Source organism: Nocardioides sp. WG-D5 (assembly GCF_054031175.1).
Map to the genome: position 1 here is coordinate 4,388,705 of NZ_CM132928.1, position 20,914 is coordinate 4,409,618.

Consider the following 20,914-nt stretch of genomic DNA (forward strand, 5'->3'; position numbering starts at 1 on the left):
TGCTGGCAAGGCGGAGCCTCGAAGGCGGTCTGGTTGCACCGTCGAGAGGTGACAACGCAGCCAGCGCGCCCGTATCGCGGCGCGCAGCAGGTGCCGCTACCCGCGCGATCTCGTGCGCCGATACCCTTCTCCCGTGGCAGACTGGAAGGACGGCGTACGTCGAATTCTGTATCCCGCCTACGAGGCGCGGATGCTGCGCAAGCTCGACGTCTCCAAGCTTCCCAAGCACGTCGGGGTGATGCTCGACGGCAACCGCCGCTGGGCCAAGGAGGTCGGCCAGTCGACCGCCCACGGCCACCGTGCCGGCGCGGCCAACATCGAGCCGCTGCTGACCTGGTGCGACGAGATCGGCATCGAGGTGGTCACCCTGTGGCTGCTCTCCACCGACAACCTCAACCGGCCCGCCGAGGAGCTCGCCCCGCTCCTCGAGATCATCGCCGACGCGGTCGACTCGCTGGCCGACGAACGCCGCTGGCGGCTGCACCCGGTCGGTGCGCTGGACCTGCTGCCCGACTGGCTCGCCCACCGGCTCAAGGCCGCCGAGGAGGCGACCCGCGACGTCGACGGGATGCTGGTCAACGTCGCCGTCGGCTACGGCGGCCGCCGCGAGATCGCTGATGCCGTACGCGCCCTCCTCAACGAGCACGCCAGCCGCGGCACCTCGCTGGAGGAGCTCGCCCAGATCATCGACGTCGAGCACATCGCCGACCACCTCTACACCAAGGGCCAGCCCGACCCCGACCTGGTGATCCGTACGTCGGGGGAGCAGCGCCTGGGCGGGTTCCTGCTCTGGCAGAGCGCGAAGTCGGAGTTCTACTTCTGCGAGGCCTACTGGCCCGACTTCCGGCGTACCGACTTCCTGCGGGCCCTGCGCGCCTACGCCCACCGGGAGCGTCGCCTCGGCAGGTGACCTGAATCGTCTGCGATTGCTTCGCAGTTCGCGAGCGCTTCGAGGGACGCTCAGCGCTGACCGCTGGATGGAACAAACCGGTGGTGTCACCAGGTGTTCACAAAGAAAAATCGTTCGTGTTGCCACGGACCGTTGGTGCGGCGTCGTAGCGTTGTACCAACGGCGGGGAACAAATTCCCGTCGCACCTGGAGGCCCGTTACGTGAGTAGTCACGAACCGAACCTGCGTCAGGATCACATCGATCCTGACGGGTGTGAGGCGGTCGGCACCCCGACTGACGGTCCACCGTCCGGTCCATCTGATTGACGATGAAATGGCCGGACTCATGGGTGTATGAGCCGGTCGCGAGAGGTGATCCGCGTGGCCAACCGAACCACGAACGAGCATGTCACCGAGGCCGACACGTCGGCCGCTCCGACACCGGCGTCGGAGTCTTCTCCGGAGAGCGAGTCACCGCACCCGCGGACGTTCGTTCTCGACACCAGCGTCCTGCTCTCGGATCCGAAGGCCATGACGCGCTTCGCCGAGCACCAGGTCGTGCTCCCGGTGGTGGTGATCACCGAGCTGGAGGGGAAGCGGCACCACCCGGAGCTGGGCTACTTCGCCCGCTCCGCGCTCCGGCAGCTTGACGGGCTGCGGGTCACCCACGGACGCCTCGACACGGCGGTCCCGGTCGGCGAGGAGGGCGGCACGATCCGTGTCGAGCTCAACCACACCGACCCGTCCTCGCTGCCGAGCGGATTCCGGCTCGGGGACAACGACACCCGGATCCTCGCGGTCGCACGCAACCTCCAGGGCGACGGGCTCGACGTCACCCTGGTCTCCAAGGACCTGCCGATGCGGATCAAGGCGTCCGCGGTCGGGCTCAAGGCCGAGGACTACCGCGGCGAGCGGATCAACGACTCCGACCCCGGCTACTCGGGGATGGCCGAGCTGGACGTCACCGCCGCTGACCTCGACGAGCTCTACGACGACGGGGTGCTCGACCTCGACGCGGCCCGCGACCTGCCCTGCCACACCGGCCTGGTGCTGATGTCGGACCGGGGCACCGCGCTGGGCCGGGTCGGCTCGGACAAGCAGGTCCACCTCGTCCGCGGTGACCGAGAGGTCTTCGGGATCCACGGCCGCTCCGCGGAGCAGCGGATCGCCCTCGAGATGCTGCTGGACCCCGAGGTCGGCATCGTCTCCCTCGGTGGCCGGGCCGGCACCGGGAAGTCCGCGCTCGCCCTCTGCGCGGGTCTCGAGGCGGTGATGGAGCGCAACCAGCACAAGAAGGTGGTCATCTTCCGTCCGCTGTTCGCCGTCGGCGGCCAGGAGCTGGGCTACCTGCCCGGCACCGAGAACGAGAAGATGTCGCCGTGGGGCCAGGCGGTCTTCGACACCCTCTCCGCGGTGACCACGCAGGACGTGATCGACGAGATCATCGACCGCGGCATGCTGGAGGTGCTGCCGCTGACCCACATCCGCGGCCGGTCGCTGCACGACTCGTTCGTCATCGTCGACGAGGCGCAGTCGCTGGAGCGCAACGTGCTCCTCACGGTGCTCTCCCGGATCGGTGCCAACTCGAAGGTCGTGCTCACCCACGACGTCGCCCAGCGCGACAACCTCCGGGTCGGCCGTCACGACGGTGTCGTCGCGGTGATCGAGAAGCTGAAGGGCCACCCGCTCTTCTCGCACGTGACCCTCACCCGCTCCGAGCGGTCGCCGATCGCGGCGCTCGTCACCGAGATGCTGGAGAACGTCGTCCCGTGACGCCGTAATCATTGTCACGTCAACGGCCCCAGACCGGTGAGGTCTGGGGCCGTTGTGATTCCTGTGACTCATGTTACGAAAGTGATGCTCAGGACGGTCATTTCTGACCTACAAACGGTGCGTCCGGTTTGATACGGGCTCGGTGCTCATGCATTGTTTGCGGGTCTGTAATGCCTCAGCCCCCGAATGAGAGCCCGTGACCAAGCCTGTTCATCGTGCCCCGCGACATCGCGGTGCGCCAGCGAATCCGCTTGTCGACGTTCCGCACAAGGCTGCGCGTACGACCGCCAAGACAACCCTCCTCCTCTCCGTCCTCGCCCTCGGCGGGACCGGCGCCGCAGTCGCCGGTGGGGTGGCCTACACCGGCCCCGCCACCGACGACCCGACGCTGAGCGCGGGTGAGGCAGCCGGCATCCCCGAGCTGACCGACGCCCAGCGCGCCGCGATCGAGGCCGAGTCCGCCGCCCGCGGCAGCGAGACGACGCTGTCGCGTTCGGCCGGTGACCGCCGCGAGGTCGCCGACCCGGGCAAGCAGGCCGCGCTGTCGGCCGGCAACGAGGTCCGCGCCATCGCCGGCGTCGAGGAGATCGAGATCGATCTCCGCAACCCCAAGGACATCGCGAAGTCGATGCTCGGCGACTTCGGCTGGGGCATGGACCAGTTCTCCTGCCTCGAGCCGCTGTGGGAGAAGGAGTCGGGCTGGAACCCGACCGCCGCCAACCCCTCCTCCAGCGCCTACGGCATCCCGCAGGCCCTCCCGGGCTCCAAGATGGCCTCGGCCGGAGACGACTGGGAGACCAACCCCGCCACCCAGATCGAGTGGGGCCTCGGCTACATCAACGACCGCTACGGCTCCCCGTGCGGCGCCTGGAGCCACTCCCAGTCCGTCGGCTGGTACTGAGCTTTTTGCGATTGCTTCGCAATTCGCGCAGCACCTTCGCTTGACCCTCGTCTTCCTCCGCTGCGCTCGTCGCTGGCGCTCCTCGCTCCGCTCCGTCCAGACGAGGGGCGCTTCGGCGCTGGCTTGTGGCCGACCGTGCCAGCCGGCGGCCGAATCGTCAGTTGTGGGCGACGAAACTCATGTTTCGTCGCCCACAACTACATTCTCGGCGGTGTTTGATCAGGGGTGGGTCATGGACTCCACGTCGAGGGCCTTGTCGAGGTCTTCCTCGGTGATCGTGCCGTCGGCGACGTAGCCGAGCTTGATGACGGTGTCCTTGATCGTGGCGCCCTCGGCGAGGGCCTGCTTGGCGACCTTGGCGGCGGCCTCGTAGCCGATGTACTTGTTGAGCGGCGTGACGATCGAGGGAGAGGACTCGGCGTAGGCGCGGAGGCGCTCGGGGATCGGCACGATCCCGTCGACGGTGCGCTCGGCCAGGACGGTCATCGAGGTCGAGAGCAGGCGGATCGACTCCAGGATGTTGCGGGCCATCACCGGCATCGCGACGTTGAGCTCGAAGGCACCCGACGCGCCAGCGGCGGTCACGGCGGCGTCGTTGCCGATCACCTGGAACGCCACCATCAAGGTGGCCTCCGGGACGACCGGGTTCACCTTGCCGGGCATGATCGAGGAGCCCGGCTGCAGGTCGGGCAGGTGGATCTCGGCCAGCCCGGTGGTCGGGCCAGAGGACATCCAGCGCAGGTCGTTGTTGATCTTGATCAGACCGACCGCGAGAGTCTTCAGGACGCCGGAGAGCTCGACCAGCGAGTCGCGGGTGCCCTGGGCCTCGAAGTGGTTGCGGGCCTCGGTGAACGGCTGGCCGGTGCGGTCGGACAGCTCGGCGATCACGGCCTGCGGGAAGCCGGCGGGCGTGTTGATGCCGGTCCCGACCGCGGTGCCGCCGAGCGCCAGCTCCCGAACCCTCGGGAGCACGGCCTCGAGCCGCTCGGCCGCGTAGCGGATGGTGGCTGCGTACCCTCCGAACTCCTGGCCGAGGGTGACCGGCGTCGCGTCCATCAGGTGGGTACGCCCCGACTTCACCAGGCCGGAGAACTCGGTGGCCTTCGCCTCGAGCGAAGTGGCCAGCACGTCGATCGCGGGCAGCAGCTGCTCGGTGACGGCGACGGCGGCGGCGACGTGGATCGCGGTGGGGAAGGTGTCGTTGGAGGACTGGGAGGCGTTGACGTGGTCGTTGGGGTGTACGTCGCCTCCGGCCCTGGCTACCAGCGACGCGATCACCTCGTTGGCGTTCATGTTCGACGAGGTGCCGGAGCCGGTCTGGAAGACGTCGATCGGGAACGCGTCGTCGTGCCGGCCCTCGGAGACCTCGCCCGCGGCCGCGATGATCGCCGCGGCCTTGTCGCGGGGGAGCACGCCGAGGTCGAGGTTGGCCTTGGCGGCGGCGGCCTTCACATGGCCGATCGCATGGATCAGCGCCGGCTCGATCGGAGTGCCCGAGATGGGGAAGTTCTCCACGGCCCGCTGGGTCTGGGCGCGCCACAGCGCGTCCTTCGGGACCCGGACCTCACCCATGGAGTCGTGCTCGATGCGAAAGCTCATGTCGTCCATGTCTGGTTCAACCTTTGACTAGTTGGTGCCATTCCCTTGCGAGACCGTGCCCACATAGAGCCAGTACGTCTCCGAGTGCCCCTGCAGGTCGACGGGATAGGAGAGCGCCTCGGCGTCGTCGAAGACCTGCGCCATGACCCCCAGCAGCGCCGGAGCCTCCGCCGCCGACCACACCACCACACTGCCACCCGGGGTGGTGGCCCGCCGCGCATCGGCGAGCGCGGGCGCCTCGTAGAGCGCCCCGTTGGCGTCGTGCACCAGGTAGCCCGGCCCGTTGTCGACGTCCAGCAGCACCACGTCGTACGTCTCGGGCCGGCTCTCCCGCAGGACCACGGCCACATCGGCGACCTCGACGTGGACGCGCTCGTCGGCCAGCAGCCCGGGGCCGTGGGGGATCCGGCCGGCGCGCATCCACTCGACCAGGCGCGGCTCGATCTCGACGACCGTGACGGCCTCGACCCGCGGGTCGGCCAGCACCGCCTCGAGGGTGAACCCGAGCCCGAGGCCGCCGATGAGCACGTGCCGTGGCTGCGGGTGCAGCCCGAGCGCGCGCGTCGCGAGCGCCTTCTCGGTCGAGGTCTCCCGGGTGTCCATCACGAAGATCCCGTTGGCCCGCAGCTCCAGGTGGCCGTCCGCCCGGTGTTTCAGGACCAGGCCCCCGTCTGCGATCACCGATTCCATCCCGCTCACGGCTCCATTGTGTCCGATGTGGGTACCGGCCCTGCCATGAGCGATGACAACACCCAGTTCCCCGCCCAGCAGCAGGAGCCTCCCGGGCTCACCGGCGAGATGGAGCCGGTGCCCGACCACGGCGAGTCGAGCTACCAGGGCCACGGCCGCCTCGAGGGCAAGGTCGCCCTGATCACCGGAGGCGACTCCGGCATCGGTCGCGCGGTCGCGATCGCGTACGCCCGCGAGGGTGCCGACGTGGCCTTCACCTACCTCCCCGAGGAGGAGCCCGACGCGCAGGAGACCTCGAAGCTGGTGGAGGAGGCCGGACGTACGCCGCTGGCGATACCGATCGACCTGCGTGAGCGCGAGGCGTGCGACGAGGTCGTCGAGCGCACCGTGCAGGAGCTCGGCGGCCTGGACATCCTGGTGAACAACGCCGGTTACCAGTTCGCCCGCGACAAGGGTCTGACGGACATGGACGACGAGCGGATCGACCGGACGTTCAAGACCAACCTGTACGCCCTGCTCTGGCTGACCAGGGCGGCCGTGCCGCACCTGAAGAAGAGCAGCGGCTGCGTCATCAACAACGCCTCCATCCAGGCGTACGAACCCTCGACCAGCCTGCTCGACTACGCCGCGACGAAGGCCGCGATCAACAACTTCACCGTCAACCTCGCCGCCGAGCTCGGGCCCGACGGGGTCCGGGTGAACGCGGTGGCGCCCGGGCCGATCTGGACCCCGCTGCAGCCGGCGACGCAGGCTCCGGAGAAGGTGGAGAAGTTCGGGGCCAACACGCCGCTGGGTCGCGCGGGCCAGCCGGCCGAGGTCGCCCCGGCGTTCGTCTTCCTGGCCTCGCCGACCGAAGCGTCCTACGTGTCCGGAACCGTCCTCGGGGTGACTGGGGGACGGCCGGTGTTCTGATGGCCACGAGCAGCTACCAGGGCAACGAGATCGACGGCGGTGGTCCGGACGAGGGACCGGAGCAGCGGATCACCCGCAACTGGAACGAGCTCCTCCAGGAGCTGCGGGTGCTGCAGACCGGGGTGCAGATCCTGACCGGCTTCCTGCTGACGGTGCCGTTCTCGCCACGCTTCCCCGACCTCAACGACCACCAGCAGACGATCTATCTCGTCGTGCTGGTCGGCTCGGTCATCACCACCAGTCTCATCATCGCCCCGGTCTCCTTCCACCGGATGCTGTTCCGGCGCCGGCAGCGCCCCTGGCTGGTCACGGCCTCGCACATCTGCGCGCGGGCCGGGCTGGTCGGCTTCGCGATCGTCTCGGCGCTGGTGGTGCTGCTCGTCTTCGACGTCGTCGTCTCGCTCGAAGCCGCGCTCGTGGCCGCGGCGGCCGTGCTCGTCCTGTTCATCTCGCTGTGGGCGGGACTGCCGCTCCTGAACGGACGAAACAACTCCCACTGACCCGGTGTGATGACCCCCACAGCGGGAGTACGCTGGATGGGAACCGAGTCGGGTGGGCTTATGTGGTCGATCTTCTGGATCATCGTCGCGGTGCTGCTGGGACTTGCCGAGGCGTTCACGATGACGCTGGCGTTCGCTTTCGTCGCCGGCGGGGCGCTGCTTGCCGCCGGGAGCGCCGCCTTGGGCGCCCCGGTGCTGGTGCAGATGCTCGTCTTCGCGCTCGCCGGCGGTGGCAGCGTGCTGCTGGTACGGCCCGTCGCACGCCGTCACATGGCGCTGCCGCCGCCGGTGCGGGACGGCACCGACGCCCTGGTCGGCCGTCAGGCGGTCGTCCTGGCGGAGGTCAGCTTCGCCCACGGCCTGGTGCGGCTCGCCGGCGAGGACTGGACCGCCCGGCCCTACGACGAGGACCTCGTCATCCCGGTCGGATGCCGGGTCGACGTGCTCGAGATCGAAGGCGCGACGGCGCTCGTGCATCCGCGGGACCCGTTGTCGCTGTCGCCCTAGAGGAGGACGTACGACATGGAACTTCTGCTGATTGTGCTGGTCCTGATCGGGCTGGTGGTCGGGGGAGTCGCCTCGACGGTGCGGATCGTGCCGCAGGCCCGCCGCTACAACATCGAGCGGTTCGGGCGCTACCGGGTCACGCTGCAACCGGGGCTCAACTTCGTGATCCCGCTGGTGGACCGGGTCAACACCAAGCTGGACGTGCGCGAGACGGTCTACTCCTCCAACCCGCGGCCGGTGATCACCGAGGACAACCTGGTGGTCAACATCGACACGGTGCTCTACTACCAGATCACCGACCCGCGGGCGGCTGCCTACGAGGTGGCGAACTACCTGCAGGCGATCGACCAGCTCACCGTCACCACGCTGCGCAACCTGATCGGGTCGATGGACCTGGAGCGCACCCTGACCTCGCGCGAGACGATCAACGCACGGCTGCGCGAGGTGCTCGACGACGCCACCGGGAAGTGGGGGATCCGGGTCAACCGGGTCGAGATCAAGGCGATCGACCCGCCGGCCTCGATCAAGGAGGCGATGGAGAAGCAGATGCGCGCCGAGCGTGACAAGCGTGCCGCGATCCTGCACGCCGAGGGCAAGCGGGCCTCGCTGATCCTCGAGGCCGAGGGCACCCGGCAGCGCTCGATCCTGGAGGCCGAGGGCCACCAGCAGGCCCGCGTGCTCGAGGCCGACGGTGAGGCCAAGGCGCTCGAGCGGGTCTTCCAGGCGGTCCACGCCAACGACGCCGACGCCAAGGTCCTGGCCTACAAGTACCTCGAGATGCTGCCCTCGCTCGCCTCGCACGGCAACTCGTTCTGGGTCATCCCCGGCGAGCTCACCGAGGCGATGCGTACGGTCACGGGGGCCTTCGCGGACACCGCCTCCAAGGCCACCGGGAACGGCAACGGCGAGGAACGACGTACGCCACCGCTGCCCACCCCGCGCAACGCCATCGAGCAGGCCCAGCGCGAGGCTCACGACGAGGCCGTCAAGGCCGTCGAGGAGGCCAAGGAGGAGTCGGCCCGCGCCGATCGCATCGTCGGCTGACGTACGTCGGTAGCCTGACCGGCATGTCGCCGGGTCTCGTGGTCGTGCTGCTCGTTGTCGTGGTGGTCGTCGGGATGCTGATGAGTGTCAGGATCGTCCCGGCGGCGACCTGCTTCGTGGTCGAGCGCCGCGGCCGGTACCGGACGACGCTGAGGCCGGGCCTCAACGCCATCGTGCCGCTGCTGGACCGGTCGTTGCTCGGTTCGACATGCGCGAGCAGGTGCTGTCGATGCGGGAACCGCTCGTCTGCCGCGATCACTACGTGTGCGAGGCGGCTCTGAACATCTACTTCGAGTTCGAGGACCCGTCGATCGCCTACCGCGTCGACAACACCCAGCAGCAGCTCGAACGCGCTGTCCGCGAGGCGCTGCGAGAGTTCGCCGGAATCGTCGACCAGGACGAGTTCCTCAACTCCACCCAGCGCCTGACGGATGTCGCCTATGACGCCACCCGCCGCTCGCGCGAGGACTGGGGCATCGTCGTCAAGCGCGTCGCGGTCACCGACCTCGGCGCCCCGGGCGCTCCTGGCCGATGACCGCGACCCTCGAGGCACCTCGCGGCGAAGGCGGCTGGTGCCCTCGCGCAACGGGCACGCCGACTGGTCGGGCTGTCGGGCATCGGTGACTCGAAAAACCTGATGCGGCGGGCGGTCACGGGTTGACAGCATCGGGCCATGTCGCTGCCCACTCCCACGCTCGTCACGACACGGTTGCGGCTGCGGCCGTTCACCGACGCTGATGCGGATGACCTCTTCGCGTTGCAGAGCGACGCCTACGTACTGCGCTACTGGGACTCACCGCCGTGGACCGATCGGGCCCGCGCCGGGCAGTTCATCGCCAGATCTCAGGAGATGGCGGAGGAGGGGGTCGGCGTGCGGGTGGTCATCGAACGGGACTCCGTGTTCCTCGGCTGGTGCACCTTCAACTCGTGGAACCCGGAGTTCCGCAGCGCCTCGCTCGGCTACTGCCTCGGCGAGGCGGCCTGGGGTCACGGCTATGCGACCGAGGCCGCCGGTGCCGTGCTGACCTGGGCCTTCGACGCGCTCGACCTCAACCGGGTCCAGGCGGAGGCCGACACTCGCAACGCCGCCTCGGCCCGGGTGCTGGAGAAGCTCGGGTTCAAGCTGGAGGGGACGCTGAGGGAGGACTGCGTCGTGAACGGCGACGTCTCGGACTCGTGGGTCTTCGGGCTGCTCCGGCGGGAGTGGTTCGCCCGGCAACGGGGTACCGCAGGGGCATGAGCCACGAGCAGCTACCAGCAGAGGGGCCCGACGACCCCGAGTACACCGACGAGTCCGGGCAGGTCTCCGAGACCCAGCGCCTCGACGAGGACGAGGGCGACACTCCGATCGCGCCCGCGGACTCGACGGCGGGTTACCCCGAGTCCGAGTCTGGAAGCCCGGACACGAAGGGGTCCGGACCGAGCGAGGCGCCGCCCGAGAACCGCCGCGACAACGACGTCTAGCGATTCTGCGGGCGGGCCGGGCTGGGTCAGGCTCAGCCGAAGAGGTCACCCAACCAGGACTCGCGGTGGTGGCTGCGGCGCTTGTCGTAGCGGTGGTCGTCGTCGTAGTCCCGCCGCTCGTACTCCCGCTTCTCGTAGCGTCGATCGTCGCGCTGCTCCTGGCGGGGCTGCTGCTGGTAGCTACCGGGTTGCGGGGCGCCGACGGACCGCTCGATGATCTTGTCGATCTCGCCGCGGTCGAGCCACACGCCACGGCACTGCGGGCAGTAGTCGATCTCGATGCCTTGGCGCTCGCTCATCACCAGGGTGACACCGTCGATGGGGCACTGCATGGGGGGTCTCCTCGTCGTCGGGGATCGGCGCCCATCAACCTATCCGGTCGTCCCGCCTCGGCGAGGCTCAGCGTCGGCGGGCGTCCGCTCAGCGCTCCTTCGACCGCACCCTGATCCCGGTGAGGGGGACGGTGGCGGTGCCGGAGGGGTCGGTGAAGAAGTCGTTGCCCTCGCCGTCGACGACGATGAAGGCGGGGAAGTTCTCGACCTCGATCTTCCAGACCGCCTCCATGCCGAGCTCGGGGTACTCGAGCACCTCGACCGACTTGATGCAGTCCTGGGCGAGCCGCGCGGCCGGGCCGCCGATGGAGCCGAGGTAGAAGCCGCCGTAGGTGCCGCAGGCCTCGGCGACGACCTTGGAACGGTTGCCCTTGGCGAGCATGACCATGGAGCCGCCGGCGGCCTGGAACTGCTCGACGTAGGAGTCCATCCGGCCGGCGGTCGTCGGGCCGAAGGAGCCCGACGCCATGCCCTCGGGAGTCTTGGCCGGGCCGGCGTAGTAGACCGGGTGGTTCTTCATGTACTCCGGCATCTCCTCGCCCGCGTCGAGGCGCTCCTTGATCTTGGCGTGCGCGATGTCGCGGGCCACCACCATCGGGCCGGACAGGGAGAGCCGGGTCTTGACCGGGTGCTGGGAGAGCGTCGCGAGGATCTCGGACATCGGCTGGTTGAGGTCGATGTCGACCACTTCGCCCGCGGAGATCTCCTCGGCCATCCCGGCGTCCGGCATGTACTGCGCCGGGTCGGTCTCGAGCTGCTCGAGGAAGACGCCGTCGCGGGTGATCTTGCCCAGCGCCTGGCGGTCGGCGGAGCAGGAGACCGCGATCGCCACGGGGCAGGAGGCGCCGTGGCGGGGGAGCCGGACGACGCGTACGTCATGGCAGAAGTACTTGCCGCCGAACTGGGCGCCGATCCCGAAGGACTGGGTCAGCTCGAAGACCTTCTCCTCGAGCTCGGTGTCGCGGAAGCCGTGGGCGCTCATCGAGCCCTCGGTCGGGAGGTTGTCGAGGTAGTGGGCCGAGGCGTACTTGGCCGTCTTGAGGGCGAACTCCGCGGAGGTCCCGCCGATGACGACGGCGAGGTGGTACGGCGGGCAGGCGGCCGTGCCCAGCGAGCGGATCTTCTCGTCGAGGAAGGTGAGGATCTTGTCCGGGTTGAGGATCGCCTTGGTCTCCTGGAACAGGAACGACTTGTTGGCGCTGCCGCCGCCCTTGGCCATGAAGAGGAACTTGTACTCCGGGCCGTTCTCGCCCTCGGGGGTCGAGTAGATCTCGACCTGCGCGGGCAGGTTGGAGCCGGTGTTCTTCTCCTCGTACGTCGTCAGCGGAGCCAGCTGCGAGTAGCGGAGGTTGAGCTTGGTGTAGGCGTCGAAGACACCGCGGCTGACGGTCTCGGCGTCGTCGGAGCCGGTCAGCACGCCCTCGGACTTCTTGCCCATCACGATCGCCGTGCCGGTGTCCTGGCACATCGGCAGGATCCCGCCGGCCGAGATGTTCACGTTCTTGAGCAGGTCGAGCGCGACGAAGCGGTCGTTGCCGGAGGCCTCGGGGTCGTCGATGATCTTGCGGAGCTGCTTGAGGTGGGCCGGGCGGAGGTACTGGTTGATGTCCTTCATCGCCTCGGCGGTCAGCCGGCGGATCGCCTCGGGGTCGACCTTGAGGAACTTGCGCCCGTCGACCTCGATCTCTTCCACCCCCTCGCTGGTGATCAGCCGGTAAGGAGTGTCGTCCTTGCCGGTCGGGAGGAGGTCGGAGTACCGGAACTCAACGTCAGCCACGGAAGCGAATCGTACGCCGCCGGGCGCCTCCGTCTGAGATCAGGCTGCACGCGCGAGACATCCGCGCTATGGTCGGAGACGTCCACACGGGAGTCCGCGGCAGCGGGCTGAGAGGGAGCTGGAGCCGCTCCGACCGTTACACCTGATCCGGATCATGCCGGCGAAGGAAGTGATTGGTTGTGCTTCTTCCACATATTTTTGCTCTGGTCTCCTCGCGCGATGATCTCGCGCTGCTGCCCGCCTTCGCGGAGGTCGGTGTCACCGGCTTCCAGGTGCGCGACAAGACCGCGACGACCCGTGAGCTGCTCGCGCTGACGGCGGCCGTGATCGAGCGGGTCGGGACGTACGAGGCCTGCGTGGTCGTCGACGACCGGCTCGACGTGGCGCTCGCCGCCGGTGCGGACGGCGTGCACCTGGGCGCCTCCGACCTGCCGGTGGCCGAGGCCCGGCGGATCGCCGACGCGGTCGCTCCGGGGCTGGTCATCGGCGCGACCTGCCGGGACCGTGCCGCCGTCGAGGCGGCTGCCGCGGCGGGCGCGGACTACGCCGGGTTCGGGCCGGTCTTCGCGACCACGTCCAAGGCCGGGCTTCCCTCTCCGCTGGGCGTCGCCGCCGTCACGGACGCCGCCGGGGTGCTCCCGCTGATCGCGATCGGCGGGATCTCGGCGGAGTCCGCCGGGCCGGTGCACGCTGCCGGCGCCCATGGGGTCGCCGTGATCGGCGGGCTCTGGCGACAACCCGATCCACTCCAGGCCGCGAAGGAGCTCGTGAAAGCGGTCGGCTGATGCGGGCGCGGATCCTCGGCGCCGGGATCGTCGGACTGTCCGTGGCCGACGAGCTGACCCGTCGCGGTCACGACGTCACGGTGGTCGACCCGTCTCCGGGCTCGGGGGCGTCGTACGCCGCGGCCGGCATGCTCAGCCCGGCCGGCGAGGCCTGGTACGGAGAAGAGTCGCTGACCCGGCTGTGCCTGTCGTCGCTGGCGCTGTGGCCCGACTTCGCCGCGAGGCTCGGGGTGCCCGTACACACCCGTGGGACGCTGCTGGCCGGTGTCGACGCCGGGGACGTCCAGCAGGTCGAACGGCAGCTCGCCGTGCTCGACCTCGCCGGGGTCGCCTACGAACGGCTGGGGCGGAGGGATCTGCTCGGCTACGAACCCGGGCTCGGCCGGGTCGCCGGTGGCGCCTTCCTCGCCGAGGACCACTCCGTCGACCCGCGGGCCGTCGTCGCGGCGCTGCTCGCGCGGGTCGGCGACAGAGTGGGTCGCGAGCCGACCGAGGAGGCCGCCGAGGTGACCGTGGTCGCGACCGGCGCGCGGCTGCCCGCTCCGTACTCCTCCCTCATCCGCCCGGTCCGCGGCGACGTGGTGCGGGTGCGGACGCAGGAGCGGGTGGAGCGGACCGTGCGGGCGTGGGTGCACGGCGAGCAGGTCTACGTGGTGCCGCGGACCGACAGCGACGAGGTCGTCATCGGGGCGACCTCGGAGGAGCGCGACGGGCCGCTGCTGCCGACCGTCGAGGGCGTCTGGCGGCTGCTCGACTCCGCCCGCCGGGTGGTGCCGGCACTCGACCGGGCCGGCGTGGTCGAGGTGACCTCGCGGGATCGCCCCGGGACTGCCGACAACCTCCCGCTGGTCGGCCCGACCCAGGAGCCGGGGGTCGTGCTGGCCGCGGGCGCCTATCGCAACGGGGTCCTGCTCGCGCCGCTCGTCGCGCGGCTGGTCGCCGATCACATCGAGACCGGGGCGGTGGAGCCCGTGGTGGATCCGCGCCGGTTCCTGGGATCCCCGGTCGACCGGGGATCCCAGGGCTTGACCGGCACTGAAACACCCGACAAGCCCACGAAGTGCCCGTCAAGCAACATCGAGGAGACCGACAGATGAGACTGATGATCAACGGCGAACCGGCCGAGGTCGCCGACGGCGCAGGCATCGTCGACCTGCTGAACGAGCGCGCGGGAAGCGCGATCGCGGTCAACGGTGAGGTCGTGCCGCGTGCCGAGCATGCGACCACCAGCCTCCGGGACGGCGACGTCGTCGAGATCGTGACGGCGGTGCAGGGCGGATGAGCGTGCTGAAGATCGCCGGCCGCGAGCTGTCCTCGCGCCTCTTCCTCGGCACCGGCGGCCTGCCCCACCTGGCGCTGCTCCCGGACGTCATCGACGCGGCCGAGCCGGGTCTGGTGACGGTGTCGATGCGGCGTACGTCCTCGACGGCGTCCGGAGGCCTGCTCGAGACGCTTCGCAGCGCGGGCGTGCCGATCCTGCCCAACACCGCCGGCTGCCTCTCGGCGCGCGAGGCGGTGCTGACCGCCGAGCTGGCCCGCGAGGCGCTGGAGACCGACTGGGTGAAGCTGGAGGTGATCGGCGACGAGACCTCGCTGATGCCCGATGCCGTCGAGCTGGTCGAGGCCGCCGAGCAGCTGGTGCGCAAGGGCTTCACGGTCCTGCCGTACGCCACCGACGACGCCGTCCTCGCCCGCCGGCTCGAGGACGCCGGCTGTGCGGCGGTGATGCCGCTCGGCTCGCCGATCGGGTCGGGGCTCGGCATCCTCAACCCCTACGCCATCGAGGCCGTCGTGGCCGCCGTCGACGTGCCGGTGGTGCTCGACGCCGGGGTCGGCACCGCCTCGGACGCGGCCCTGGCGATGGAGCTCGGCTGCTCCGCCGTCCTCGCCGCCACCGCGGTCACGCGCGCCGACGACCCGGTCGCGATGGCCCGCGCGCTGCGCCTGGCAGTCGAGGCCGGGCACACCGCCCGCGGCGCCGGCAGGATCCCGCGCCAGGCGGTCGCCCGCGCCTCCTCGCCGATGGAAGGACGGATCGCATGACCGCGCTACCGCGACTGCTCGTCCTCACCGACCGCTCCCAGCTGCCGCTCGGCCGCAGCCTGCTCGCGACGATGGCAGCGTGCGCCGAGGCGGGCCTGACCCACGTCGTACTCCGTGAGCTCGACGAGCCCCTGGAGCATCGGGCAAAGCTGGCCGAGCTGCTCGCTGGGCTCGGCCTGAACGTCATCGCCGCCCACACCCCCCTGCCCGCGGCGGTCGGGGTGCAGCTCCCGGCTTCCGCGAGCTGTAACACGTCGTTCGTAGAACTACTCGCCCTATCGGAGCGACCGGATAGTCGGTGTAACAGCGTGTTACACCTCGGCCGCAGCTGCCACAGCCCCGCCGAGGTCGCCACCGCCGCTGAGGAGGGGTTCGACTATGCGATGTTGAGCCCGTATGCGCTGACCGAGTCCAAGCCCGGCTACGGGCCGCCGCTCGGCCCGGGCGCCTTCGGCGACCTGTCGCTCCCGACGTACGCACTGGGCGGGATCACCCCGGACAACGCCGCGGACGCGGTCGCCGGGGGTGCCTACGGGGTCGCCGTGATGGGCGCGGTGATGCGAGCAGACGAGCCGGGACAGGTCGTGCGCGACCTTCTCGCCGCCCTCGCCGCGGGGGTGACCCGATGAACCCGCCGGTCGCGCTCACCGTCGCGGGCACCGACTCCGGGGGAGCAGCGGGCACGGCGGCCGACCTGGCCACCTTCGCCGCGCTCGGGGTCCACGGAGCCTGCGTGATCACCGCCGTCACCGCCCAGGACACGACCGGGGTCAGCGACATCCACGCCGTCCCGTTCGCGACCGTCGAGGCGCAGCTCCACGCCGTCTTCGACGACCTTCCCGTCGCGGCCGTGAAGACCGGCATGCTCGGCAGCGCCGAGACGGTCGAGCTCGTCGCGCGCCTGTGCGCCGACCGCCCGCTCGTCGTCGACCCCGTCCTCGTCGCCACCTCGGGAGCGGTGCTCGGTGGTGAGGACGTACGCCGCGCCTACCTCGACCACCTGCTCCCCGTCGCCACCGTCGTCACCCCCAACCTCGACGAGGCTCGGGCCCTGGCGGGACGCGACGGGTCACCCGAGGAGCTCGCCGAGGAGCTCGCCGGGCTGAAGCCGGCGGTGATCGTCACCGGAGGTGACCCGGCCGCCACCGGGGAGTGCATCGACTGGCTCGCCGAGCCCGGGAGGTCCGCGATCCCGCTGAGGCACCCCGCGGTCCCCACGAGCAACGACCACGGCACCGGCTGCACCTACAGCTCGGCCCTGGCCGCCCGCCTCGCCCACGGCGCACCGCTGCACGACGCCGCCGAGCAGGCCGCGGCGTACGTCACCCGGCAGCTCGCCATCAGCAGGCGCTGGACCCTCGGCCGCGGCCGGGGCCCGATCGCCCACCTCTTCACAGATCAGCCCAGCCCGACCAGCACGAAGGAGACAGCATGACCGTCCACCCCGCCCACACCCGCCTCGAGCTCGGTGACCTGAAGGTCCCGGTGACCCGGGTCGCGCTGACCAACGGCGAGACCTTCGACCGCTACTGCACCGAGGGCCCGGGATCCCAGCCGGAGCAGGGCCTCCCGCCGCGTCGCGACGAGTGGATCGACGAGCGCGGCGACACCGAGGCCTACGACGGCCGCCGGACCGAGCTGCTGGACAACGGCAAGGCAGCCGTACGCCGCGGCGCGGCCCGCCAGGAGTGGCAGGGCGAGCGCCGCCAGCCGCGCAAGGGCAGGAACATCACCCAGATGCACTACGCACGGAAGGGCATCGTCACCAAGGAGATGGCCTACGTCGCGGTGCGGGAGAGCTGCGACCCCGAGCTGGTCCGCGAGGAGGTGGCCGCCGGTCGCGCGATCATCCCCAACAACGTCAACCACCCCGAGTCCGAGCCGATGATCATCGGCAAGCGGTTCCTGGTGAAGATCAACGCCAACATCGGCAACTCCGCGGTTACCTCCTCCATCGCGGAGGAGGTCGACAAGCTCACCCACGCGATCACCTGGGGCGCGGACACGGTGATGGACCTGAGCACCGGCGACGACATCCACACCACCCGCGAGTGGATCCTGCGCAACTCGCCCGTCCCGATCGGCACCGTCCCGATCTACCAGGCCCTGGAGAAGGTCAACGGCGAGGCCGACAAGCTGACCTGGGAGGTCTTCCGCGACACCGTCATCGAGCAGGCCGAGCAGGGCGTCGACTACATGACGATCCACGCGGGCGTCCTGCTCCGCTACGTCCCGCTCACCGCCAACCGCGTCACCGGCATCGTGTCCCGAGGCGGTTCGATCATGGCCGGCTGGTGCCTGGCCCACCACCAGGAGAACTTCCTCTACACGCACTACGACGAGCTGTGCGAGATCTTCAAGCAGTACGACGTCGCCTTCTCCCTCGGTGACGGGCTCCGTCCGGGCAGCACCGCCGACGCCAACGACGAGGCCCAGCTCTCCGAGCTGCGCACCCTCGCCGAGCTCACGACGCGGGCCTGGGAGCACGACGTCCAGGTCATGGTCGAAGGCCCCGGCCACGTGCCGCTCAACCTCGTGAAGGAGAACGTCGACCTCCAGCAGGAGTGGTGCCACGGCGCGCCGTTCTACACGCTGGGCCCGCTCGCGACCGACATCGCACCGGGCTACGACCACATCACGAGTGCCATCGGCGCGGCCACGATCGCGATGCACGGCACCGCGATGCTCTGCTACGTCACCCCGAAGGAGCACCTCGGCCTGCCCGACAAGGACGACGTGAAGACCGGCGTGATCACCTACAAGCTCGCCGCCCACGCCGCCGACATCGCCAAGGGCCACCCTGGCGCCCGTGACCACGACGACGCCCTCTCCCGGGCCCGCTTCGAGTTCCGCTGGCGCGACCAGTTCGCGCTCTCCCTGGACCCGGTCACCGCGGAGGCATTCCACGACGAGACCCTGCCGGCGGAGGGCGCCAAGACCGCCCACTTCTGCTCGATGTGCGGCCCGAAGTTCTGCTCGATGAAGATCAGCCAGGACGTACGCGACCGCTTCGGCGGCGACGGCGCCTCTCCCGAGGAGGTCGAGGCCGGGATGATGGAGAAGTCGAAGGAGTTCGCGGCGGCGGGAAGCCGGGTGTACCTCCCGCTCGCCGACTGAGAGCTAGGAGCCCGGTCGCAGGCTCTCGTAGACCCTCGCGAGTCCCTCCGATCCGTGCCCTGCAGTGATCTGTCCGCTGATCAGTGCCTGGACGGCAGCGATGGGGGAGGGGTCGACCCCCTCCTCCTCGCTGGCCCGGACGATGTGAGCGAGGTCGGAGAACTCCAGGCTCTGCTGGCCAGCGACGGTGTAGTCGCCACCGTCGATGACCTTCGCGTAGCCGTCGAGCCCCTCGGTCATCGCGGCCAGGAAGGGCGCCTGCCGAGCGGCGAAGTCGGCCGCGCTCATCCCCATGGACGCGACCATCGCGGCGCCGTGGAAGAAGCCCGTGAACATCTGGTACATCCCCGACAGCATCGCCAGGTCCACCAGCGACGCCCGGCCGGGGTCCTCGCCGTGGAACTCGCTGGTGGCCCAGACGTCGAGCGTCGGGAGGAGGGCGTCGTACGCAGCCCGCGAGCCGCTGTAGAAGATCTGACCCGCGCGGGACCCGATCATCGCGGGCACGGCCATGATGGCGCCGTCGAGGTAGTCGACACCGCGCTCGGCCGCCCAAGCGGCGAGCGCGCGGGCCTCGTTCGGCGACGTGGTCGTGACGTTGACCAGGGTGCGGCCCCGGAGCTCGTCGGCGACCGGGCCGAGGGTCTCCTCGACCGAGGCGTGCTTGAGCAGGCAGGCGATGACGACGGGACTGGCCAGCACCGCCTCGCGGACCGAGCCGGCGGCTGAAGCGCCTCGGTCCACGAGGTCCGCGGCACGGCCGGGGGTGCGGTTCCAGACGGTCATGGAGCGGCCGGAGCCGAGCAGCGCTGCCGCCAGGGCGCTGCCCATCGCGCCGAGGCCGAGCACGGTGATGTCGGTCGCGTGGGTGGAGTTTCGAATGGTTTCTGACACGTCCTCCATGCTGGAGCAGGTCGTCGCGACACGGGAGTACCCACTATTTACTGGGGTACGCACCATTCGGTGAGTGCAGCGCGCGGGTAAAGGATCAGGGATCAACCTGAGAGACGGATCCGGCGTGCGCCGATAGCATCAACACTCATGGGACTCCCCGAACCGCACCCCGGCCAGCCCCGCCGCGCCGACCTCCGGGTCAGCGACGCCGACCGTCACGCGGTGGCCGACATCCTGCGCGAGGCGGCGGGGGAGGGCCGGCTCGACATCGACGAGCTCGAGGAGCGGCTCGAGGAGACCTACAAGGCCAAGACGTACGCCGACCTGGAGCCGATCACGCAGGACCTCCCGGTCGCGGGCCAGATGCCGGCGGCACCCGCCGCGCCCACCGCATCGGCGGTGCCCGTCGTCTACGGCCACGGCGAGGCGTCCGACACCGCCAGCGCGTTCCTGAGCAACGTCGAGCGCAAGGGCGTGTGGATGGTCCCGCAGCACCTCTCGGTCAACGCGGTGCTCGGCGACGCCAACATCGACCTGCGCGAGGCGCACTACTCCGCGCGCGAGGTGGTCATCAACGCCACCTCGGTGCTGGGCAGCGTGAAGGTCACCGTGCCGCCCCACGTGCACGTGATCGTGGAGGGCAACGGCGTGCTCGGCGACTTCAAGGAGCCGTCGGCGAAGGTGCCCGAGGTGCTCTCCGCGGACTCGCCGGTGGTGCGGGTGCGGGGCATCGCGGTGCTGGGCGATGTGACCGTGAAGCGCCGGGGTCCGCGCGGCCCGAAACGCACCCTGAAGCAGCATCTCGGCCTGGAGTGACTGGCTTATGGAAATGGGGTAGGGGGATTGTTGAGGCACAGGCTCGATGCCCCCACTACCATTCGCCCCATGGGAACGACCCCCGAGCCATTTCGCGGCCAGAATCCTGATCCGAATCTCCGGATCAGCGATGCCGACCGCAACAAGGTGGCCGACATCCTGCGCGAGGCCGCAGGCGAGGGCCGCCTGGAGATCGACGAGCTCGACGACCGCCTCGAGGCGACCTTCAAGGCCAAGACGTACGCCGACCTGATCCCGATCACCGTCGACCTGCCGGCAGCGGGCACCCCCGCTCCGCCGGTGCCGGTGGCGAAGCCTGCGACCGGAAGCAGTCCGGCGGTCTTCGCCGACAACCCGATCGAGAGCCAGCTCTACGTCGCGATCATGAGCGGCGTCGACCGGCGCGGGGTCTGGACGGTCCCGGCGACCGGCAACGTGATCGCGCTGATGGGCGGGGCCGACCTCGACATGCGCCAGGCGCAGTTCTCCGCGCAGGAGACCGTGATCTACGCCAACGCGATCATGGGCGGGGTCAACATCACCGTCGGCCCCGACGTCCAGGTCGTGATGCAGGGCGTCGGGATCATGGGCGGCTACGTCGGTCCGCGCGGCATCGAGCCGACCGGCGGTCCGGTGCTGCGGGTGAAGGGGCTGGCGCTGATGGGTGGCGTCACCGTCATCCGTAAGCCGCTGAAGGAGTCCAAGGGCTCCAAGCAGCTGCGGCTGCCGCCGCCGCCGCACGAGCTCCCGCCACACGGGATGCACTGAGCAACACACCTCGGGGGATGGTCCGCTCCGCGGACCGATTTTGTCGTGCCTGGAAATCAGGCACTAACCTCGCCTGAACAAGTTATTGTGTAGTTACATAATA

The 20,914-nt window shown here is 69.9% G+C and carries 24 protein-coding genes and 1 riboswitch; of the genes, 19 read left to right on the forward strand and 5 right to left on the reverse strand.

Translation table 11 applies throughout. The features are described from left to right. Nucleotides 1-133: 133 nt before the first annotated feature. The 3 genes from ACWZJV_RS21140 (at nt 134) to ACWZJV_RS21150 (ending at nt 3,563) form a co-directional block, all read left to right on the forward strand. Entirely contained in the window at nt 134-910 is a 777-nt protein-coding gene (locus ACWZJV_RS21140) for an isoprenyl transferase (RefSeq protein WP_008359034.1), read from the forward strand. A 360-nt stretch (nt 911-1,270) separates the two neighbouring features. Further along, nucleotides 1,271-2,662 (forward strand): PhoH family protein, encoded by a 1,392-nt coding sequence (locus ACWZJV_RS21145; RefSeq protein ID WP_008359032.1) that lies wholly within the window; start codon nt 1,271-1,273, stop codon nt 2,660-2,662. Between the two features lie 196 nt (nt 2,663-2,858). Beyond that, complete coding sequence (locus tag ACWZJV_RS21150; protein ID WP_196875155.1) at nt 2,859-3,563, forward strand: aggregation-promoting factor C-terminal-like domain-containing protein; 705 nt, start codon at nt 2,859-2,861, stop codon at nt 3,561-3,563. Between the two features lie 219 nt (nt 3,564-3,782). Here the strand turns inward: ACWZJV_RS21150 and ACWZJV_RS21155 are convergent, their stop codons facing one another. Then, the gene (locus tag ACWZJV_RS21155) at nt 3,783-5,171 is read right to left on the reverse strand and encodes a class II fumarate hydratase (RefSeq protein WP_457178456.1); all 1,389 of its coding nucleotides are present in this window, start codon (nt 5,169-5,171) and stop codon (nt 3,783-3,785) included. Nucleotides 5,172-5,189: 18 nt separating this feature from the next. Next, nucleotides 5,190-5,852: a spermidine synthase gene (locus tag ACWZJV_RS21160; RefSeq protein ID WP_457181967.1), complete on the reverse strand. Its 663-nt coding sequence runs from the start codon at nt 5,850-5,852 to the stop codon at nt 5,190-5,192. Between the two features lie 45 nt (nt 5,853-5,897). Between ACWZJV_RS21160 and ACWZJV_RS21165 the strand changes: the two genes are divergently transcribed. From ACWZJV_RS21165 to ACWZJV_RS21195, 7 genes are all read left to right on the forward strand, one after another. After that, nucleotides 5,898-6,764 (forward strand): glucose 1-dehydrogenase, encoded by an 867-nt coding sequence (locus tag ACWZJV_RS21165; protein ID WP_040755297.1) that lies wholly within the window; start codon nt 5,898-5,900, stop codon nt 6,762-6,764. Beyond that, on the forward strand, nt 6,764-7,264 hold the full coding sequence (locus ACWZJV_RS21170; RefSeq protein ID WP_457178458.1) for a DUF6328 family protein: 501 nt from the start codon (nt 6,764-6,766) through the stop codon (nt 7,262-7,264). The genes ACWZJV_RS21165 and ACWZJV_RS21170 overlap by 1 nt, the downstream gene beginning before the upstream one ends. 60 nt (nt 7,265-7,324) lie before the next feature. Further along, complete coding sequence (locus tag ACWZJV_RS21175; protein ID WP_008359020.1) at nt 7,325-7,771, forward strand: NfeD family protein; 447 nt, start codon at nt 7,325-7,327, stop codon at nt 7,769-7,771. 15 nt (nt 7,772-7,786) lie between these two features. Then, entirely contained in the window at nt 7,787-8,815 is a 1,029-nt protein-coding gene (locus ACWZJV_RS21180) for an SPFH domain-containing protein (protein ID WP_008359018.1), read from the forward strand. A gap of 109 nt (nt 8,816-8,924) precedes the next feature. Then, nucleotides 8,925-9,350 carry an SPFH domain-containing protein gene (locus ACWZJV_RS21185; RefSeq protein ID WP_457181969.1) on the forward strand — a complete coding sequence of 142 codons (426 nt, stop codon included), beginning with the start codon at nt 8,925-8,927 and terminating at the stop codon, nt 9,348-9,350. A gap of 138 nt (nt 9,351-9,488) precedes the next feature. Continuing rightward, complete coding sequence (locus tag ACWZJV_RS21190) at nt 9,489-10,055, forward strand: GNAT family N-acetyltransferase (RefSeq protein ID WP_457178461.1); 567 nt, start codon at nt 9,489-9,491, stop codon at nt 10,053-10,055. Beyond that, nucleotides 10,052-10,279: a hypothetical protein gene (locus tag ACWZJV_RS21195; protein WP_328532116.1), complete on the forward strand. Its 228-nt coding sequence runs from the start codon at nt 10,052-10,054 to the stop codon at nt 10,277-10,279. The genes ACWZJV_RS21190 and ACWZJV_RS21195 overlap by 4 nt, the downstream gene beginning before the upstream one ends. A gap of 32 nt (nt 10,280-10,311) precedes the next feature. Here the strand turns inward: ACWZJV_RS21195 and ACWZJV_RS21200 are convergent, their stop codons facing one another. Both ACWZJV_RS21200 and ACWZJV_RS21205 read right to left on the reverse strand, forming a co-directional pair. Further along, entirely contained in the window at nt 10,312-10,611 is a 300-nt protein-coding gene (locus ACWZJV_RS21200) for a TFIIB-type zinc ribbon-containing protein (protein ID WP_457178464.1), read from the reverse strand. 88 nt (nt 10,612-10,699) lie between these two features. Continuing rightward, entirely contained in the window at nt 10,700-12,388 is a 1,689-nt protein-coding gene (locus tag ACWZJV_RS21205) for a fumarate hydratase (protein ID WP_457178466.1), read from the reverse strand. Nucleotides 12,389-12,464: 76 nt separating this feature from the next. Next, nucleotides 12,465-12,574, forward strand: a riboswitch (TPP riboswitch). Here ACWZJV_RS21205 and thiE point away from each other — a divergent pair. The 7 genes from thiE to thiC all read left to right on the forward strand — a co-directional run bounded on the left by thiE (nt 12,568) and on the right by thiC (nt 18,333). Next, nucleotides 12,568-13,173: a thiamine phosphate synthase gene (gene thiE / locus ACWZJV_RS21210; RefSeq protein WP_457181971.1), complete on the forward strand. Its 606-nt coding sequence runs from the start codon at nt 12,568-12,570 to the stop codon at nt 13,171-13,173. Its footprint overlaps the riboswitch before it by 7 nt. After that, entirely contained in the window at nt 13,173-14,270 is a 1,098-nt protein-coding gene (locus ACWZJV_RS21215; protein WP_457178468.1) for an FAD-dependent oxidoreductase, read from the forward strand. Before thiE ends, ACWZJV_RS21215 begins: the two co-directional genes overlap by 1 nt. Further along, a complete protein-coding gene (thiS, locus tag ACWZJV_RS21220) occupies nt 14,267-14,455 on the forward strand; it encodes a sulfur carrier protein ThiS (protein WP_008359007.1) in 189 nt (62 codons plus the stop codon). The genes ACWZJV_RS21215 and thiS overlap by 4 nt, the downstream gene beginning before the upstream one ends. Beyond that, on the forward strand, nt 14,452-15,216 hold the full coding sequence (locus tag ACWZJV_RS21225) for a thiazole synthase (protein WP_457178470.1): 765 nt from the start codon (nt 14,452-14,454) through the stop codon (nt 15,214-15,216). Before thiS ends, ACWZJV_RS21225 begins: the two co-directional genes overlap by 4 nt. Next, on the forward strand, nt 15,213-15,845 hold the full coding sequence (locus ACWZJV_RS21230; protein ID WP_457178472.1) for a thiamine phosphate synthase: 633 nt from the start codon (nt 15,213-15,215) through the stop codon (nt 15,843-15,845). Before ACWZJV_RS21225 ends, ACWZJV_RS21230 begins: the two co-directional genes overlap by 4 nt. Beyond that, the gene (gene thiD, locus ACWZJV_RS21235; protein ID WP_457178474.1) at nt 15,842-16,651 is read left to right on the forward strand and encodes a bifunctional hydroxymethylpyrimidine kinase/phosphomethylpyrimidine kinase; all 810 of its coding nucleotides are present in this window, start codon (nt 15,842-15,844) and stop codon (nt 16,649-16,651) included. Before ACWZJV_RS21230 ends, thiD begins: the two co-directional genes overlap by 4 nt. Then, entirely contained in the window at nt 16,648-18,333 is a 1,686-nt protein-coding gene (gene thiC, locus ACWZJV_RS21240) for a phosphomethylpyrimidine synthase ThiC (RefSeq protein WP_457178476.1), read from the forward strand. Before thiD ends, thiC begins: the two co-directional genes overlap by 4 nt. A 3-nt stretch (nt 18,334-18,336) precedes the next feature. Here the strand turns inward: thiC and ACWZJV_RS21245 are convergent, their stop codons facing one another. Beyond that, nucleotides 18,337-19,236, reverse strand: coding sequence for an NAD(P)-dependent oxidoreductase (locus ACWZJV_RS21245; RefSeq protein ID WP_457178478.1), 900 nt, complete (start codon nt 19,234-19,236; stop codon nt 18,337-18,339). A 138-nt stretch (nt 19,237-19,374) separates the two neighbouring features. Here ACWZJV_RS21245 and ACWZJV_RS21250 point away from each other — a divergent pair, with 138 nt between their 5' ends. Both ACWZJV_RS21250 and ACWZJV_RS21255 read left to right on the forward strand, forming a co-directional pair. Beyond that, the gene (locus ACWZJV_RS21250; protein WP_457178480.1) at nt 19,375-20,043 is read left to right on the forward strand and encodes a DUF1707 SHOCT-like domain-containing protein; all 669 of its coding nucleotides are present in this window, start codon (nt 19,375-19,377) and stop codon (nt 20,041-20,043) included. Between the two features lie 69 nt (nt 20,044-20,112). Beyond that, nucleotides 20,113-20,811, forward strand: a complete 699-nt coding sequence (locus ACWZJV_RS21255; RefSeq protein WP_457178482.1) for a DUF1707 SHOCT-like domain-containing protein — start codon at nt 20,113-20,115, stop codon at nt 20,809-20,811. Nucleotides 20,812-20,914 lie beyond the last annotated feature (103 nt).

Coding starts and splice junctions, on each gene's coding strand:
- thiC (WP_457178476.1), top strand. CDS start 16,648: ATGACCGTCCACCCCGCCCACACCCGCCTCGAGCTCGGTGACCTGAAG.
- thiS (WP_008359007.1), top strand. CDS start 14,267: ATGAGACTGATGATCAACGGCGAACCGGCCGAGGTCGCCGACGGCGCA.
- ACWZJV_RS21230 (WP_457178472.1), top strand. CDS start 15,213: ATGACCGCGCTACCGCGACTGCTCGTCCTCACCGACCGCTCCCAGCTG.
- ACWZJV_RS21165 (WP_040755297.1), top strand. CDS start 5,898: ATGAGCGATGACAACACCCAGTTCCCCGCCCAGCAGCAGGAGCCTCCC.
- ACWZJV_RS21170 (WP_457178458.1), top strand. CDS start 6,764: ATGGCCACGAGCAGCTACCAGGGCAACGAGATCGACGGCGGTGGTCCG.
- ACWZJV_RS21195 (WP_328532116.1), top strand. CDS start 10,052: ATGAGCCACGAGCAGCTACCAGCAGAGGGGCCCGACGACCCCGAGTAC.
- ACWZJV_RS21250 (WP_457178480.1), top strand. CDS start 19,375: ATGGGACTCCCCGAACCGCACCCCGGCCAGCCCCGCCGCGCCGACCTC.
- ACWZJV_RS21190 (WP_457178461.1), top strand. CDS start 9,489: ATGTCGCTGCCCACTCCCACGCTCGTCACGACACGGTTGCGGCTGCGG.
- ACWZJV_RS21225 (WP_457178470.1), top strand. CDS start 14,452: ATGAGCGTGCTGAAGATCGCCGGCCGCGAGCTGTCCTCGCGCCTCTTC.
- ACWZJV_RS21255 (WP_457178482.1), top strand. CDS start 20,113: ATGGGAACGACCCCCGAGCCATTTCGCGGCCAGAATCCTGATCCGAAT.
- ACWZJV_RS21180 (WP_008359018.1), top strand. CDS start 7,787: ATGGAACTTCTGCTGATTGTGCTGGTCCTGATCGGGCTGGTGGTCGGG.
- thiD (WP_457178474.1), top strand. CDS start 15,842: ATGAACCCGCCGGTCGCGCTCACCGTCGCGGGCACCGACTCCGGGGGA.
- ACWZJV_RS21175 (WP_008359020.1), top strand. CDS start 7,325: ATGTGGTCGATCTTCTGGATCATCGTCGCGGTGCTGCTGGGACTTGCC.
- ACWZJV_RS21215 (WP_457178468.1), top strand. CDS start 13,173: ATGCGGGCGCGGATCCTCGGCGCCGGGATCGTCGGACTGTCCGTGGCC.
- ACWZJV_RS21160 (WP_457181967.1), bottom strand. CDS start 5,852: ATGGAATCGGTGATCGCAGACGGGGGCCTGGTCCTGAAACACCGGGCG.
- ACWZJV_RS21155 (WP_457178456.1), bottom strand. CDS start 5,171: ATGGACGACATGAGCTTTCGCATCGAGCACGACTCCATGGGTGAGGTC.
- ACWZJV_RS21200 (WP_457178464.1), bottom strand. CDS start 10,611: ATGCAGTGCCCCATCGACGGTGTCACCCTGGTGATGAGCGAGCGCCAA.
- ACWZJV_RS21245 (WP_457178478.1), bottom strand. CDS start 19,236: ATGGAGGACGTGTCAGAAACCATTCGAAACTCCACCCACGCGACCGAC.